15 protein-coding genes are annotated in these 14938 nt (G+C 62.0%); 5 read left to right on the top strand and 10 right to left on the bottom strand.

Annotation, left to right across the window (positions count from 1 at the left end; translation table 11 throughout):
- Positions 1–135 precede the first annotated feature (135 nt).
- On the bottom strand, positions 136–1371 hold the full coding sequence (locus tag ACQR0U_RS29645; RefSeq protein WP_434842813.1) for a hypothetical protein: 1236 nt from the start codon (positions 1369–1371) through the stop codon (positions 136–138).
- A gap of 230 nt (positions 1372–1601) precedes the next feature.
- Here ACQR0U_RS29645 and groL point away from each other — a divergent pair, with 230 nt between their 5' ends.
- The 3 genes from groL to ACQR0U_RS29630 all read left to right on the top strand — a co-directional run bounded on the left by groL (position 1602) and on the right by ACQR0U_RS29630 (position 4765).
- Positions 1602–3224, top strand: coding sequence for a chaperonin GroEL (gene groL / locus ACQR0U_RS29640; RefSeq protein WP_315718645.1), 1623 nt, complete (start codon positions 1602–1604; stop codon positions 3222–3224).
- Positions 3225–3380: 156 nt separating this feature from the next.
- Positions 3381–4235 carry a universal stress protein gene (locus ACQR0U_RS29635; RefSeq protein ID WP_434842812.1) on the top strand — a complete coding sequence of 285 codons (855 nt, stop codon included), beginning with the start codon at positions 3381–3383 and terminating at the stop codon, positions 4233–4235.
- A 29-nt stretch (positions 4236–4264) separates the two neighbouring features.
- A complete protein-coding gene (locus ACQR0U_RS29630; RefSeq protein ID WP_434842811.1) occupies positions 4265–4765 on the top strand; it encodes a DUF2267 domain-containing protein in 501 nt (166 codons plus the stop codon).
- A 220-nt stretch (positions 4766–4985) separates the two neighbouring features.
- Here ACQR0U_RS29630 and ACQR0U_RS29625 read toward each other — a convergent pair whose 3' ends face one another.
- From ACQR0U_RS29625 to ACQR0U_RS29610, 4 genes are all read right to left on the bottom strand, one after another.
- Entirely contained in the window at positions 4986–5333 is a 348-nt protein-coding gene (locus ACQR0U_RS29625; RefSeq protein WP_315718648.1) for a c-type cytochrome, read from the bottom strand.
- A 58-nt stretch (positions 5334–5391) separates the two neighbouring features.
- Positions 5392–5721 (bottom strand): hypothetical protein, encoded by a 330-nt coding sequence (locus ACQR0U_RS29620; protein ID WP_316172505.1) that lies wholly within the window; start codon positions 5719–5721, stop codon positions 5392–5394.
- A gap of 75 nt (positions 5722–5796) precedes the next feature.
- Positions 5797–7512 carry a DNA polymerase/3'-5' exonuclease PolX gene (polX, locus tag ACQR0U_RS29615; protein WP_434842810.1) on the bottom strand — a complete coding sequence of 572 codons (1716 nt, stop codon included), beginning with the start codon at positions 7510–7512 and terminating at the stop codon, positions 5797–5799.
- 67 nt (positions 7513–7579) lie between these two features.
- Positions 7580–8923 (bottom strand): nicotinate phosphoribosyltransferase, encoded by a 1344-nt coding sequence (locus ACQR0U_RS29610; RefSeq protein WP_434842809.1) that lies wholly within the window; start codon positions 8921–8923, stop codon positions 7580–7582.
- A gap of 162 nt (positions 8924–9085) precedes the next feature.
- On the opposite strand from ACQR0U_RS29610, the gene ACQR0U_RS29605 reads away from it, so the two are divergent.
- Positions 9086–9304, top strand: coding sequence for a ChaB family protein (locus tag ACQR0U_RS29605; RefSeq protein ID WP_315714354.1), 219 nt, complete (start codon positions 9086–9088; stop codon positions 9302–9304).
- An 11-nt stretch (positions 9305–9315) separates the two neighbouring features.
- On the opposite strand, the gene ACQR0U_RS29600 is transcribed toward ACQR0U_RS29605, so the two are convergent.
- On the bottom strand, positions 9316–9978 hold the full coding sequence (locus ACQR0U_RS29600; RefSeq protein WP_315714353.1) for a phosphoribosyltransferase: 663 nt from the start codon (positions 9976–9978) through the stop codon (positions 9316–9318).
- A gap of 52 nt (positions 9979–10030) precedes the next feature.
- On the opposite strand from ACQR0U_RS29600, the gene ACQR0U_RS29595 reads away from it, so the two are divergent.
- On the top strand, positions 10031–11146 hold the full coding sequence (locus ACQR0U_RS29595) for a hypothetical protein (RefSeq protein WP_434842808.1): 1116 nt from the start codon (positions 10031–10033) through the stop codon (positions 11144–11146).
- Between the two features lie 22 nt (positions 11147–11168).
- Here the strand turns inward: ACQR0U_RS29595 and ACQR0U_RS29590 are convergent, their stop codons facing one another.
- The 4 genes from ACQR0U_RS29590 to ACQR0U_RS29575 all read right to left on the bottom strand — a co-directional run bounded on the left by ACQR0U_RS29590 (position 11169) and on the right by ACQR0U_RS29575 (position 14851).
- Positions 11169–12161: a ribose-phosphate diphosphokinase gene (locus ACQR0U_RS29590; RefSeq protein ID WP_315714351.1), complete on the bottom strand. Its 993-nt coding sequence runs from the start codon at positions 12159–12161 to the stop codon at positions 11169–11171.
- Between the two features lie 51 nt (positions 12162–12212).
- Entirely contained in the window at positions 12213–12779 is a 567-nt protein-coding gene (locus ACQR0U_RS29585) for an HPF/RaiA family ribosome-associated protein (RefSeq protein ID WP_315714350.1), read from the bottom strand.
- Positions 12780–12961: 182 nt separating this feature from the next.
- Entirely contained in the window at positions 12962–13384 is a 423-nt protein-coding gene (locus ACQR0U_RS29580; RefSeq protein WP_434872360.1) for a hypothetical protein, read from the bottom strand.
- Between the two features lie 537 nt (positions 13385–13921).
- A complete protein-coding gene (locus tag ACQR0U_RS29575; protein WP_315714347.1) occupies positions 13922–14851 on the bottom strand; it encodes a hydrogen peroxide-inducible genes activator in 930 nt (309 codons plus the stop codon).
- Positions 14852–14938: the final 87 nt, after the last annotated feature.

Raw genomic sequence — 14938 nt, 5'->3', positions numbered from 1 at the left:
GCGCTTTGCGCGCTATTCTCAACGAGCTGTACAGCTGGGCGACTGCCCAAATATGTCGCCAGTGCTTACCGACCAGGCGAGCAAGGCGGCAGCGATCTCCTGGGACCGGCCGCAAGGCCGGTCCCGGCCGGCTCTTCAGGTTAAGGTGAGCGGTTTCATTTGTGCAAGATCCTCGCGCCCGGCCGGCAACCGCGCTGCCTTTTCGTCAAAGTACATCCAGAGAAATTCGGTCGGCTCAAGATTGCCGGCTCTTGATTCCTTGATCGGGTCGAACATGGTCGGTTCGACTCCCCATCGGGCTGCTGCATCAATGGGTTTGATGAACTCGTCTTTATCGAACCATTCTTTCATTTCCGATCGGCACTTCGCATCAGGCGCCTTGAGCTGAAACCAGCCGAGCAAAATCCTGCCGCCATTGCTTGCAGGCACGACAAGCGAGCCGAAATATTGCTTGCCATCCGCGATCATCATAACCGGATCGAGCTTGCCCCCGGCCGCACGCACGGCTTTCTGAATGATCGGGCCGACCCTGTCGGTTTCCTGGACAATGCGCGCGTTGCGCTCCCGGGCGCCGATCATCGAAATACCTTGCAAGACGGCAGCCAAGATTCCGCCAAGCACAATTGCAGCGCCACACAGCGCGAGAAACGCGATCGCGCTCACAGTCGATCCGATCCCCGCAAAATGCAGCTGCAAGGAAGGAATGAGGTACGCCGTCCCAAGGAACAAAAGAGTCGAGATAAAGATGCTGAGTGTAACGGACTCGGTCGCGCCCAGTTCAACTCTTGACTCCTTGGGGGCGAATAGCCGCAAAATCATCAAGAAGAACGTGCCGGGAATGACGTACGACGCGAGGCGGAGCGAAACACCGCCCACGCTCTCAGTCCCGAAAAGACCGATGCTCATCTTCTTTTCCGCAACAGATGCGCCGGCGATCGTTTTGTTGTCCTTCACGTTTTGGAGCGAATAACTGATACTGAACGCCAGGTTCTCGTCCCGCTCTGCGATGCTGGAATCGGCTTTGAGGCACATTCTGCTGCGCACCAAAGTCGAACCGGGCTCAACGGTGCCGAGACCGATGGTGTCTTTCACGTCGCATGTGCCGTCTGGCCCGAGGCTTCCGATCTTCAAAGAAGGAGGACCAAACAAGCTAAGACCCGCGTCCATGATCCTGGCTTCGGTCGCATTCTCGATCCATATGCTGAAGCCCATCGTCTGGCCGGCGAGGATTTCATTGCGCGCGAGAATAACCGTCAACGCCGGCTTGCCGGGAGCATCGGCCCAGGTGAGGCCGGGAAGCAAGCAGGCCATCAGTTGAAGGACGATGGTCCAAAAAGCCCCATTGAGCCGAGGAATTGGAATAGAGCGCACGTCCCGCTCCCAATGAATTTCGCAGCGCAAGCTGCGCGGCGCGTTACCGCAGCAAAGCTGTTTTCTACTAAAGCTTGCAACAGCGTAGGCTTGCTCGGTAGGCAATGCAAGACCACTCGGCATCCGACCGGCGAGTTGCTCCCAGGCCTAGGCTTGATCAGGATCAAGCGTCCAAAACGGCGTCACTTCTATCTTGATCTGATGAAAGCCGTCCTTCTGAGGAGCGATTGATGCCTCACAAGCAGGTGCTGTTTCATTCCGCGGCCCGTGAAAAGATCCTGCGCGGAGCCTCGCTGCTTGCGGACGCCGTGCGCGTGACGCTCGGCCCCAAATCAAAATCAGTGTTGATCCAGAAGAGCTGGGGCACCCCGATCGTATGCAACGACGGCGTCACGATCGCCAAGGAATTTGACCTCAAGGATCCGGAGGAGAATCTCGGAGCGCAGGTGCTGCGTCAGGCCGCGGAGAAGACCGGCGATCTCGTTGGCGACGGAACAAGCACCTCGACGATCCTGGCACATGCGATTCTTGCCGACGGCGTCAGGAACGTGGTCGCCGGCGCCAGTGCCATCGATCTGAAGCGGGGCCTCGACCGCGCTGCCCACGCGACGATAGCGGCCCTCCATGCCATGGCGCGCCCCGTCAAGACAAAGGCGGAAAGAGCTCAGGTCGCCACCATCTCGGCTCACAATGATCCATCGATTGGCGCGCTGGTCGCCGATGCGCTCGAGAAAGTCGGCAGCGATGGAGTGATCTCGGTGGAGGAGTCCAAGACCACCGAAACGTCGCTCGACGTGGTGGAAGGGATGAAATTCGACCGCGGCTTCCTGTCGCCCTACTTCGTGACCGATGCCGATCGCATGGAAGCGGTTCTTGAAGAGCCATTCATCCTGTTGTGCGACCACAAGATCAGCGCTCTGCGCGACCTCATTCCGCTGCTCGAACAGATCGCAAAGTCGGCACAACCGCTCCTGATCATCGCCGAAGACATTGAAGGCGAGGCGTTGGCCACGCTCATCGTCAATCAGCTTCGCGGCGTGCTCAAAGGCTGCGCCGTCAAGGCGCCCGGTTTTGGTGAGCGACGCAAGGCGATGTTGCAGGATATTGCAATCCTCACTGGCGCCCAGGTCATCTCCGACGATCTCGGTTCGAAGCTCGAAAACACCACTTTGCAGCAGTTGGGACATGTCGCCCGTGTGGTTGCCGACAAGGAAAACACCACGCTGATCGGCAGCAAGGGCGAACGCAGCCAGATCGATGCGCGGCTGCAACAACTCCGCCGCGAGATCGAGAAAACGACCAGCGAGTACGACAAGGAGAAGCTTGAGGAGCGGCTCGCCAAGCTGTCGGGCGGGGTTGCCGTTATCCGTGTCGGAGCGCCGACTGAAGCTGAGATGAAATCACGAAAAGAGGCGCTTGACGACGCCATCAGTTCGACGAAGGCGGCCGTTGCAGAAGGTATCGTGCCGGGCGGCGGGCTTGCCTTGCTTCGATGCATCGAAGCCGTCGGCAAGGAGGAAGCACTCTGCGAAGGCGACGAAAAGACCGGTGTACAGATCTTGAAGCGCGCGCTCGAGGCCCCCGCTCGCCAGATCGCGGAGAACTCGGCAACGGATGGCGGCGTGGTCGTGGCGCGCATGCTGAGTGGCGTCGGCAGTTTCGGGTTTGACGCCGCGCGCAAGCAATATGTCGATCTCGTCGAGGCCGGCATTGTCGATCCCGCGAAGGTCGTTCGGACAGCCCTCGAGAACGCGGTGTCGGTTGCCGGCATCCTCCTGCTCACCGAGGCGACGATGACCGAAATCGCGGAGCCAAAGCGCGAACGGTTAGCGGAACCCGAAATTCCGGTGTGACGCTAGACCACGAAACGGGGCCGTGCCCCCTCCCCCGAGCGGAGCACAACTTTGCGGCGGACCGGTTAGTGACGGCCGGCCATTGACTGTTGATTCAAGTCAACATGCCGCTTCATCCGACGGAGAGTATGGAGTGGGTCCCGGAGGGAGGTCGTCGTGATCAATATCAACGACATTCTCGTGCATATTCCGACCGAGCAGCCACCGCAGCCTGTCGTTGATGCCGCCGTCTCGTTGGCTGCCCGGTTCGACGCCCATCTCGATGCGATTGCAGTCGGATACATCCCGCCCGGTAGCGCGTATGTGGTCGATGGAGGCGCGGGCGCAGCAGTCGCCGCTTCAGAGATCTTCGAAATGGAGCGGCAACGCGCCGCCCAACGCAGCGCGGCTGCACTCGCCATTTTCGAGACGGAAGCCCGGAATGCGAACATCTCTCACGCAAGCCGCTCGGTCGAGGACCTGCCCGGTGAAGCCGCGTCCGCGCTCGGCGCTGCGGCCAGGCTCTATGGACTGACGGTGGTCCTGCAGACGGACGCAACACAGGACAGCTACGACACTAGGACTGCGACGGAGATCCTGCTCCAGGCGGGCGGACCCGTCCTGTTCGTGCCGCATGTCTTCCGCGGCACCTTCAGGGCCAACCGTATCGGCATCTGCTGGGATGGAAGCCGCCTTGCCGCCCGCGCTTTCAAGGACGCAAGACCGTTTCTTTCTCAAGCAGAAGCGCTGGTCACGATTTCGATCAATGAGGCGCAGGTTGCTCCCACCGAGGCCTCAGCGCGGAAATTGACTGAACACATGGCTCGCGCCGGACTTACGACAACGCTGCTCGAGTTGACGGCAGAGCATTCCGAAATTCAGCCGTCCATCCTGTCCCTGGCCGCCGACGAAAGTCTCGACATGCTGGTGATGGGGGCATATGGGCATTCCCGCCTGCGGGAAGGCATTTTCGGCGGCGTCACCCGTGAAATGCTGAGGACGATGACGATCCCGACCCTGCTGTCACATTGAATCGAGGCCGGCATCCGTGCTCACCGATCATGACAACGGACGTGATTGCGGAGACGCCGTCGATCCGGAATGCCTCCATTGTGGCCAATCTAGGAGAACGCATCATGAGCGTAACAGGCGTCACCGCGCTGGATCACACCATTCAGGAGACCAATCTCTGGCTCAAGGCGATCGAGGAGAAGCTGGATCTCGGTAGTCGTCAACAGGCCTACAACGCGCTCCGGGCTGTTCTGCATGCGTTGCGCGATCGCGTACCTCCGGAGGTGGCGATCAAGCTTGGCGCCCAGCTGCCGATCCTCCTGCGCGGGATCTACTACGAGAACTGGCACGCGGCGGGAACGCCGACCAAGGAGCGACATGCCAGCGACTTCGCGGATCACGTCGCAATGGAGCTGCCCCAGCAGTTTCCCATCGCGCCGCTGACCGTCATTCGCGGGGTGTTCGAGATCGCATGGGAGAAGCTCGATCCGGGTGAATTTGAGAAACTGATGCACCATCTGCCGGTGCAGATCCGCGAATTGAAATCCTAATCCGGTCATCTGGCTCCGCCCGGCACGTCCGCCGCGCACTCAGCGACGGGACGCCTTCGTACCGGCCCAATCGCGTGTCGCCAGACCAGCGGCGATGCCGCCGGACCGTCGAATGGACCGCGCAGCCGGCCAAGTGAGCTTCCCAAGTGAGCTTCCCAAGTGAGCTTCCCAAGTGAGCTTCGATGTGCAGGGATCAGCGCTTTCCTGAGCACGCGAGCATTCATTTCCTGACTGCAAGAATGTAGAGATAGCTCATGATCGCGTACACGTCCTCGTCGGAAAATTCGATTTGCGGCATGTCCCTGTGCTTCGACACCATGCCTTCCGACAGCTCCGCCTGCAACTCGCGCCGATTGAACCGGGCGTAGATATCGCGCATCGGCGGAGCATTCTCGAGCGGGCTTTCGCCAACCGATTTGATCGCATGACAGCGCCCGCATCTTTCCTGCAGGATGGTCCTGCCTCGTTGCGCTGCCTTGCTGAGGTTCGCGGCGTCCACGTTTGTCGGCCAACACGAGAGCAGTCCGACGAAGAGGCCCAGAGCCCGAAACTTGAAACGCCCCGACATGCGTCTGGCTCTCCGCGGCAATCTAACAGCCCCGCCCGTTGCTCGAGTGCAAGCGGATTTAATAGCAGACCCGCACGTAATGCACATGCCGCCTGTGCCGGACAGCTCGGACATAGCAGTCGCCGTATCCGTACGGTCCCCAGAACGGTCCTGGCCCCCAATACGGTGCCGGTGGGTAGTAATAGACTGGCCCCGGATAGCCGTAATAGGGATACGGCCCCCAATAGCCGCCGCCGAGGGCCGCGCCGAACAGCGCGCCGGCAGCCAGGCCGCCGACGATTCCCGCGGCAATGCGCCCGTTGCGAGCGTCGGCACCCGTCGGTGCAAGCAGCGCGAGGGTCAGGACAGCCGCGGTCGCAACCGTGCCAATCTTCTTCTCGAAGCTCATTTCACCCCTCCTGTGCTGTTGCCTAAGAGAACGCAACATCGCGTGCGCAACGTTGCGAAGGATCAAACAATCCGGCTAGCGCTTCAGCATTTTCTTCGCCCGCGACAACGGTTGAGTGTTGATGACGTCTGCGGCTTCGAGCCAGCCTCGGCGCGCCTGATCGACGCCGAAACGCATGTTGGCGAATCCAGCCGTCGAATGTGCGTCCGTCGAGATCGCCAGCTTGACGCCCGCGGACTTGGCGGCATGAACATGGATATCGTTGAGATCGAGCCGGTCCGGGTCGGCGTTGAGCTCGAGATGACAGCCGCGCTCGCCCGCCGCCGCAATGACGGCTTCCATGTCGAGCTCGTAAGGCTCGCGGTCCCCGATCAACCGTCCGGTCGGATGACCGATAATCGAGACATGGCGATTGTCCATCGCCCGGATGATGCGCTCGGTCTGCATCTTGCGCGAGAGCTCGAACTTGTAGTGAACGGAAGCAACGACCAGATCGAGCCGCGACAGGATCTTGTCAGGCAGATCAAGGCGTCCGTCCGCCAGAATATCGACCTCGGCACCTTTCAGCACCGTAAATCCATCCAGCCGGTCGTTCAAACGGCCGATCTCGTCGATCTGACGCGACAGACGTCCGGCATCGAGACCGTGGGCGACAGTGACATGTTGGCTATGGTCGGTCAGAGCCATATAGGCATAGCCTCTTGCCTTGGCGGCAGTCGCCATCTCGGCGATCGCGGCGGTGCCGTCGGTCCATTTGGAATGGACGTGCAGGTCGCCTCGAATATCGGACAGCGTAATCAGTTTCGGGAGCTTTTTTGCTTTTGCGAGCGCGATCTCGCCGCGATCCTCGCGCATCTCGGGCGGAATCAGGGGCAGCCCGAGCTTGCCATAGATCTCCTCCTCGGTTGCTCCGGCGATGCGCCGCTTGCCGGCGAACAGGCCATATTCGTTCAGCTTCCAGCCGTGATCGTTAGCGAGTCCGCGCAAGGAGATGTTGTGCGCCTTGGATCCGGTGAAATACATCAGCGCGGCGCCGTAGCTGGCCTCAGGAACAACGCGCAGGTCGACGTGCAGCCCGGAGCGCAGCACCACTGCCGTCCGCGTATCGCCATGAGCGAGCACATTGGCGACATTGTCGTATCGAGAGAGTCTCCCGCCGGCGGCGTGGCCGTCACGTGCCACCATCAAGATATCAAGATCACCGACGGTATCGCGCCTGCGACGGTAGCTTCCGGCGACGATCACCTTTCCATCGGTCGCGTCTGGCCTCAGATAGCTGAGGAGTGCTTCCGCTTCGGCTTCGGCCTCGGATAGTCTGAAGCGCCTCTCGGCTCGAGGCTTGGCCAACGCCGCGGTGAGCTTTTCCTCGCTCTTGGCACCGAAGCCCCGAAGCTCTCTCAGCCGACCCGACCTCACCGCGCGCCTGAGGTCCGCGAGTGACCGCACGCCCAGCTTGTCGTAGAGCAGTTTGACGCGTTTCGGACCCAAGCCCGGGAGTGCCGCGATCTCTCCGAGATCGCCGGGCAGTTCACGCTTGAGCTTGTCCAGCACATCGAAATGATGGGTTGCGACGATCGTTTCGATCTTTCCTGCCAGATCCTTGCCGATACCTGGCAGCTCGGAAAGATCCTCACCCGCCTTCAAGAGGTTGGTGATGCTCTTGGGCAGACGTTCAATCACCCGCGCAGCATTGCGATAGGCCCGCGAACGAAACGGATTGTCGCCTTTGATCTCGAGAAGTTCGGCGGTCTGGTCGAACATCTCTGCAATTTCGGCATTCTGTACCGGCATCGATGCACCTCCGTCGCTTGACAAGCTAGAGAGGGATCGAGCCGCTTCCCTTGATGCAGATCAGAATTCAGGGACGCGAGCCTATCCGGTCGGCGACAGCTGCCAGCTGTTCAAGATGGCTTGAAATCTGCACCGGATAGGGCGCGACCGCTTTGGAGGTTCTCAGGTCCGGAGGCAGTAGATCGAGCTGCCGGCGCGCGTGAGCCCGGATGTCGTGAAGTGAAGGTTGAGAGGCGATAGGGCGTCCGCCGAGCATCACCGCCTGGATCAGCGTTTCCCCCTCTTGTTGGTCCTCCTCGGTCGAAAGAATGTCTGCGAGCATGCGGCCATCCCTGTCATACCGGCGCCAAACCTGCTTGCGGCCGGGCCAGGTGGCCTTTCCCGTCGAGCGCTTGCGACGGGGCAAGCCCGCATACTCCTGCAGCTTATAGGCACAGTCGAGTGCTGGCGCATCGGACGACGTGACGAGGCCCGTGCCGATGCCGATACCGTCGATCGGCGCCGCATCCCGAGCGAAGGCAATCAGGGTACCCTCCTCTATCCCGCCACTGACGAAGATGCCGGTGTCCTTGAGTCCGCCGGAATCCAGAATGCAGCGCACCTTCTTGGCGAGCGCAGACAGATCCCCGCTGTCAAGCCGCACGGCGCTGACCGCAATTCCAAGCTCCTTCAATCGGGGCGCCAGCATGACGACCTTCCTCGCGGCCGCCTCGGTGTCATAAGTGTCGATCAGCAGGACGAGATTCTCTGGCCTGGCGCGCGCAAACGCCTCGAATGCTGCAGCTTCGTCATCAAAGGATTGAACAAACGAATGCGCCATGGTGCCATAGGTCGGAATGCCGAATGACTTCTCGGCCAGGAGGGTTGCCGTACCGGAGAACCCAGCGACATAGCTCGCGCGGGCGGCCAGCAGCCCTGCCTCGGCACCATGGGAGCGACGCAAGCCAAAATCGACCAGGAGCTTGTCTGGCGCGAGTAAGACCATGCGCGCGGCCTTGGAGGCAATCAGCGTCTGAAAATGCAGGATGTTGATCAGGCGCGTCTCGACAAGCTGCGCCTCCGGTAAAGGAGCCGTAACCCTAAGGATCGGTTCGTTGCCAAAGAACACGGTGCCTTCCGGCATCGCGTGAACCTCGCCGGTGAAGCGGAAATTGGCGAGATAGTCGATCAACGACTTGCTGAACTTTTCCGTTCGCTCAAGCCAGCCGAGTTCGTCTTGCGAGAACCGTATGTTTTGCAGGAAGTCGAGCGCCTGCTCCAGTCCGGCCGCCATCAGGAAGCTGCGCTGAGGCGGCAGCTTGCGCACAAAGAACTCAAATACGGCTGTATCAGTCTGGCCCGATTCAAGATACGCTTCGATCATGGTCATCTGATACAGATCGGTTAGCAGCGCGCTCGGTAACGGGTCCATCGATGTCCTCGGCGCTCACATGACGTCAGCCATCCTGTCGATGTCTGCGCATCCCTATTTGACGCCGGTCAAGAGGCGGAAGCAAGTTGCCTCTATCCTCTTTGGTGGAAACGCCGCGGCGTCGCGAGCAAGGCGCGGCAGTGAGCGTCCGAGGCAAGAGCCATGCCCTATCGCACAAACATCGATCTTCCCCCTGCTGTTCGCGCTCACCTCCCATCGCACGCGCAGGACATCTATCGGGAAGCATTCAACCACGCCTTTGCCTCCCATGCGGAAGACGAACGGCAGGAAGAGATTGCTCACCGCACAGCCTGGGCAGCGGTGAAGCGATCCTACGTGAAGGTCGGCGACCGCTGGGAGCCGCTGCCCCACGACCATTAGGCGCCGGCTCGTCAGGAGGCGTGCATGGATCTGCTTGATGGAAACTGCCTCAAAGTGGCAATCACCTCGTCGTCGCTGACCTGATGAAAGTCGCGATAGAAATAGCCGATCGCGCCAAACTCCTGAGGCTCATGCAGACAGACGACGGCATCGACTTCCGCATGCAATTTCCTGATGGCGTCCGGCGGCGCGACCGGGACCGCAAGCACGAGCTCTTTCGGTTCCTGCTTCCGAACAGCCTTGATGGCGGCAAGCGTGGTTGCGCCTGTCGCAACGCCGTCATCGACGATGATCGCAACCTGCCCCTTGACTTCGGCGCGAGCCCGATCGCCCAGATAGCGCTTGCGGCGCCGTTCGATCTCAGCACGTTCCTCCCTGCAGACGACCTCAAATTCTTCGGAGGTGACGCCGGATAGCTCGATCACGTCCTGGTTACGTATGGTGGTCATGCCCTCACCATCCGCGATGGCGCCCATTGCGAGCTCCGGCTGCCCCGGCAGCCCGATCTTGCGGACCAGCAGCAGATCGAGTGGCGCATTGAGGGCTGCTGCGACTTCCGCCGCAACCGGCACGCCGCCGCGTGGCAGCGCAAGAACGACCGGGTGCCGCCCCTTGTATTTGAGCAGCGCCTCGGCGAGTTGCCGGCCGGCATCGGTTCGGTTCTGGAACAGCATGGCAGACCTCATGCGGAAGAGGGGCAGGATATGAGCCGGACAACCACTGCTATTGATCCGTATCAAGCTGCCGGCTGCCTCGATTGGCGATAGGCATCATATGCCCGGATGGCAGAATGAACCCTGGGGCGAGGACGCTGAGAATGGCAGCGCGACCGCTCTTGCTCGCAAGGTGGCGTTTCTCAGCCGGCCGGACAGTTATGTCCCGGTGCCCGACGCTGTGATCACGCGGGAGACCCACATGTCCTGGGTCTTCATGGTTGACGAGCGCGTCTACAAGCTCAAGAAGCCGGTTCATTTTCCATATCTCGATTTCTCCAGCCTTGAGCGCCGCGCAGAGGCCTGCCGCGCTGAGGTTTCGCTGAACCGAAGGCTGGCGCCCGACGTCTATCACGGCGTGGTGCCGCTGACGGCTGCGCCGGGTGGTTACGCCATCGGAGGAGGCGGACACATCGTTGATTGGCTCGTCGTCATGCGCCGGCTCGACGAAGGCCAAACACTCGAAGTCGGGCTTCGCGATCGCAAGGTCTCCCAGGCCCAGATCGATGGTTTGGCAAGTCGCTTGAGCCGCTTCTATTCGCATGCGCGCCGGATCATGATCAATCCGGAGAGCTACATGGTGACCCTGCAAAAGGCAGTTCTGGCGGATCGGCGAGGTTTGCTCGAGTCGGCCTTCGACCTGCCCCGCGGCACCATCGAGCGCATCGCCAACCTGCAATGCCGTTTCCTGCGGCAGCGGACCGATCTACTGGCGCAGCGGGTGCATCACCGGCTCGTCCTCGACGGCCATGGCGATCTGCGGCCGGAACATATCTGGTTGAGCCCTCCCTTCCCCATCATCGACTGCCTGGAGTTCAATGCCCGCTTGCGGACGTCGGATGCACTGGACGAAATTGCCTTCCTGCACTTGGAATGCGCTCGACTGGGAGGACCGTGGGTCGGTGAGAGGCTTCGGCGATATCTGGCCGTCCAGCTCAATGATGACCCGGCCAGCGGACTGTTCTTGTTCTATCGGATTGGCCGCGCCATGCTGCGCGCCAGGCTATCCATCGCTCATCTCGCCGACGCCCATCCACGGACGCCGGAAAAATGGCCGCGGCTGGCGCGCACCTATCTCAAACTTGCCAAGGCGGACGCAGCGCAGCTTGAGCGGCAGCTCACGGCGTGAGCCAGAATTTGAATTGCGGGGATCAATCCTGATACGGAAGCAGCTCCGTCAGCGGCTCGTTGTGGTGCAGCCGACGAATGGTCTCTCCGAGAAGGGGCGCCGCCGAGACAATCTCGAGCTTATCGCGAACCGCGCCCGGCGGAAGCCTGAACGGTGGCACGCTGTCGGTCGCGATGATGCGGCCGATCGCAGGGTCGGCGAGCGTCGTTGCCGCGCCCGGCATGAACAAGCCGTGCGCCACGCAAGCTATCACCTCTTCGGCCCCATGGGCACGGGCCGCCTTCGCCGCCCGCACCAGGGTTCCACCGCTGCTGATGAGATCATCCACGATCACGCACAGCGCGTTCGCCACCTCTCCGGCGAACAAGTCGCCCGAAACGACGCCGGAGCTGCGATGCTTCTCCACGAATGCCTTGCCGATCGGACGGCCGAGCGCTTTCCCCAGAACCTCGCGGAGCAGGTCCGCGCGCTTGCCGCCTCCGAGATCCGGCGAAACCACGGCAATCGGCCGATCAGCCGCGATCGCCTTGATCCTGCCGATCAAGAGCGGCGCCGTGCTCAGCGCTACCGATGGGCAACGGAACGCGTTCTCGAACGCGGCCTCGTTGTGAACTTCGAGGGTCACCACTGCGTCAACACCGATCGCCTCGAACATGGTCGCAAGATAACGGATCGTGACGGGGTCATTGGCCTTGGTGCGACGATCCTTTCGCGCATAGCACAGATACGGTGCGACCGCCGTCACCCGCGCAGCACCGGCATCCTTCAACGCTCCGACCAGGAACAGCAGCCGGCACAGCTTGTCGTTCGGACTCTCGTCAGGACCGCCATGGAGGCTATGCAGAACGTAGACGTCGCAGCCGGCGACAACTTCCAGCGGCCGCACCTTGTGTTCGCCGTCCTCGAAGCTGCGTTCTTCGACAGCGGCGAGACGGCATCCGAGCGCGTGAGCGATTTTTTCGCCAAGCCCTTCCGTGCCATGAAGACAGAACAAACGCAGGCGATCACCAATCATCGGTTACCTCCAACGTCAAACCTGCTCGCCGCTCGCGTCTCGGCCGCCGATCTAAGCCCGCAGCCCATGTTTCCCGAGCAATCTGACTGTGCTCGCCTGCGGTCCTTTTTCTCCGATCTCCTCGACGTAGCTTACGCGGGCGCCGGGCACGATGCTTGGTCCACCATCAACGACACTATTGCAGTTGAAATAGACTTCGTGGCCGTCGGCGGCTTCCAGAAAGCCGAACTGGCCGCTTGGATCGATACGCGCAACGGTTCCGATCGGTTGAGGCTCGTGCGTCTTGACATCGCCACGCATCAGTCGCGCCCGGTCCTGCAGTTGTCGACGCGCGCGTTTGAATGCGTTGTCCACGGCGAAGGTCAAGTCGACGTACCGTTCATCCAGCTTCGGGGTACGTCCAACGTGGACTTCCCGACCGTCGGGCAGCGCCAGCCGAACGCTCACCAGATATTGACCGCCGGTTTGGTGATGGCCGCCCGGACCTTTGACCATGACGCGCGCCGCGGTGATCCGGCCGAAGCGGCTCTCCAGTTCCGCGACATGTTGCTCAACGGCAGCCCGGATTTCAGCGGAGACGCGAATCCCTTCAAATTCGATTTGAACTGGTGTTTGCATTTCCGGCTCCTCTCCCGTGTCGAACTTATTGGACCACGGGAGCGAGGAGCAGCTTTGAGCAAGATCAACTTGCCTTCAGCGTTCTGGCTGCCACGCGATCACGATCAGCTCGCAGCAAACACGAAATCGTCTGCGCGATCGCTCGCGCAGACGCCAGGGCATCCGGAACCAATCAGCCGATCTCACCAGGGGCCGCCCCACGGACCGCCCCAGCCATAATAGCGATGCCGCCAATACGGACGGGCATAGTAGGGACGGCCGCAATACGGCCCGTAGCCGACGCCGACATAGCCGTAGGGCGGACCATAATAATAGGGATCGTCGTAGTAATAAGGCGATGCCGTCGCCGCGATCCCGGCGCCGAGAAGCGCGCCGGCCGCGAGCGCGCCTGCTCCCCAGCCCCAGCCGCCGCCACGCCAACCGCCACCACGCCAGCCGCCGCCATGCCAGCCGCCATAGCGGACCTGAACCGTGCTGAGCGGCGCAACGTCGGCCTTCGCCGCGGCCGACAGCGCAGTGACGGGTGCAGACAACGCCGGAGCGCTCGCTCCGGCCAGCAGCGCGCCGGACAGGGCCAGCGCTCCCACATAGTTCAAGCTTCGCATCGCAAGGACTCCTCGACCAAGGTCATCACGCATGACTGCCCGCGAAGGTCATCCGGCGCAGTCCTCCGCCGCGATCGCGGCGACGAGCAAATGAGTTGCTCGTCGCTACGAACCGCCTGTCGGCACGACCGTTCCATTGCAAAAGCGCGATCGCCGGCGAGACATCCCTTCAATGCCGGCCGAGATTGCTCGAGCTGCCGGAATTGTCGTCGCCGGAGCTCGGGCTGTTGTTGTCGAGCAAGCCGGTGGCGTCATTCGGCGCCGATGGCGTGCGCCCCGATCCGTTCCCCGCCGCACGGCTCCTGCCGCGCCCCACCCCATTCCGGTCGTCCCCGTCGCGTTTCCGGGTCCGCCCGGCGTTGAGGTTGTCGCGTCGCGGGAGGCGCCGGCGCTGCTGCCACCCGTGCCGCTGCTATCAGCCAAGGCGAGCTGCTCGACAACGCGAGCGCAGCAGCGGATGCGATCAAGGCCAATTTCATGAGGATGTCCTTCCTTAAGGAAGGACAACGCCGCCTCGGACGGGATGGTCCCGAAGGATCAGCTTCGCCGTTTGCGGCCCTGCGCTGCCGCGGCCTGCTTGCGCAGACCCTCGGCCGCGCTGCCGACGATCTCGGAAATCTGCATCAGTTGCTTGGCGAGCGGGCTGGTCTTGCGCCAGACCATGCCGACCGTACGCTGCGGCTGCGGATCGGCGAAGCGCGCCAGCGACACCGACGCCGACCGCGTCTCGACGCCGACCGCCATCTCCGGAATCAACGTCACGCCCATGCCGGCGCCGACCATCTGCACCAGGGTCGACAGCGAGGAGGCATCGAGCATCTCGCGCGGCGCCTGCATGTTGCAGAACGACAGCGCCTGGTCGCGGAAGCAGTGCCCCTCCTCCAGCAACAGCAGCCGCATCTCGCGCAGCATCTCGCTGCTCGGCACCGCCGCGCCTTCATATTCCGGCGGCCGCACCAGCAGGAAGCTCTCCGCGAACAGCGCGACCTCGGTCAGCGACGGCTCCGACACTGGCAGCGCGACGATCGCGGCATCGAGCCGGCCCTCGACCAGTTCCTCGATCAGCTTCGGCGTCTTGGACTCGCGGACGTGGATGTCGATCTCGGGATGTCTGCGCGTCAGGTTCCCGATCACCTTGGGCAGCAGATAGGGCGCGATCGTCGGGATCATGCCGAGCCGCAGCCGGCCCGTGAGCTTGTCGCGCGAGGCGCGGGCGAAATCGCCGAGCTCATCGACCGAGCGCAGGATCTCGCGCACGCGCTCGGCGAGCTGCTCGCCGAATCGCGTCAGCACCACCTGGCGCGCATTGCGCTCCAGCAGCACGCCGCCAAGCGCGTCCTCCATCTCCTTGATCTGCATCGACAGCGCCGGCTGCGAGATCGCGCAGGCCTCCGCGGCGCGGCCGAAATGGCCGAGACGCGCCAGCGCATCGAAATAGCGAAGCTGCCGCATCGTCAAATGTATCATCAGTTTATCTTATCGTTCACCGCCGCGGAGTCAATTTTCCCTGACCACAATCTTGAGATGCAGCGGTCATGCACCGTGTCCATATGC

The organism is Bradyrhizobium sp. HKCCYLRH3097, assembly GCF_051167875.1.
Taxonomy (GTDB): Bacteria; Pseudomonadota; Alphaproteobacteria; order Rhizobiales; family Xanthobacteraceae; genus Bradyrhizobium.
This window is presented reverse-complemented; position numbering and strand designations above follow the sequence as displayed.

Coding starts and splice junctions, on each gene's coding strand:
- groL (WP_315718645.1), top strand. CDS start 1,602: ATGCCTCACAAGCAGGTGCTGTTTCATTCCGCGGCCCGTGAAAAGATC.
- ACQR0U_RS29630 (WP_434842811.1), top strand. CDS start 4,265: ATGACAACGGACGTGATTGCGGAGACGCCGTCGATCCGGAATGCCTCC.
- ACQR0U_RS29625 (WP_315718648.1), bottom strand. CDS start 5,333: ATGTCGGGGCGTTTCAAGTTTCGGGCTCTGGGCCTCTTCGTCGGACTG.
- ACQR0U_RS29620 (WP_316172505.1), bottom strand. CDS start 5,721: ATGAGCTTCGAGAAGAAGATTGGCACGGTTGCGACCGCGGCTGTCCTG.
- polX (WP_434842810.1), bottom strand. CDS start 7,512: ATGCCGGTACAGAATGCCGAAATTGCAGAGATGTTCGACCAGACCGCC.
- ACQR0U_RS29610 (WP_434842809.1), bottom strand. CDS start 8,923: ATGGACCCGTTACCGAGCGCGCTGCTAACCGATCTGTATCAGATGACC.
- ACQR0U_RS29605 (WP_315714354.1), top strand. CDS start 9,086: ATGCCCTATCGCACAAACATCGATCTTCCCCCTGCTGTTCGCGCTCAC.
- ACQR0U_RS29600 (WP_315714353.1), bottom strand. CDS start 9,978: ATGCTGTTCCAGAACCGAACCGATGCCGGCCGGCAACTCGCCGAGGCG.
- ACQR0U_RS29590 (WP_315714351.1), bottom strand. CDS start 12,161: ATGATTGGTGATCGCCTGCGTTTGTTCTGTCTTCATGGCACGGAAGGG.
- ACQR0U_RS29585 (WP_315714350.1), bottom strand. CDS start 12,779: ATGCAAACACCAGTTCAAATCGAATTTGAAGGGATTCGCGTCTCCGCT.
- ACQR0U_RS29580 (WP_434872360.1), bottom strand. CDS start 13,384: ATGCGAAGCTTGAACTATGTGGGAGCGCTGGCCCTGTCCGGCGCGCTG.
- ACQR0U_RS29575 (WP_315714347.1), bottom strand. CDS start 14,851: ATGATACATTTGACGATGCGGCAGCTTCGCTATTTCGATGCGCTGGCG.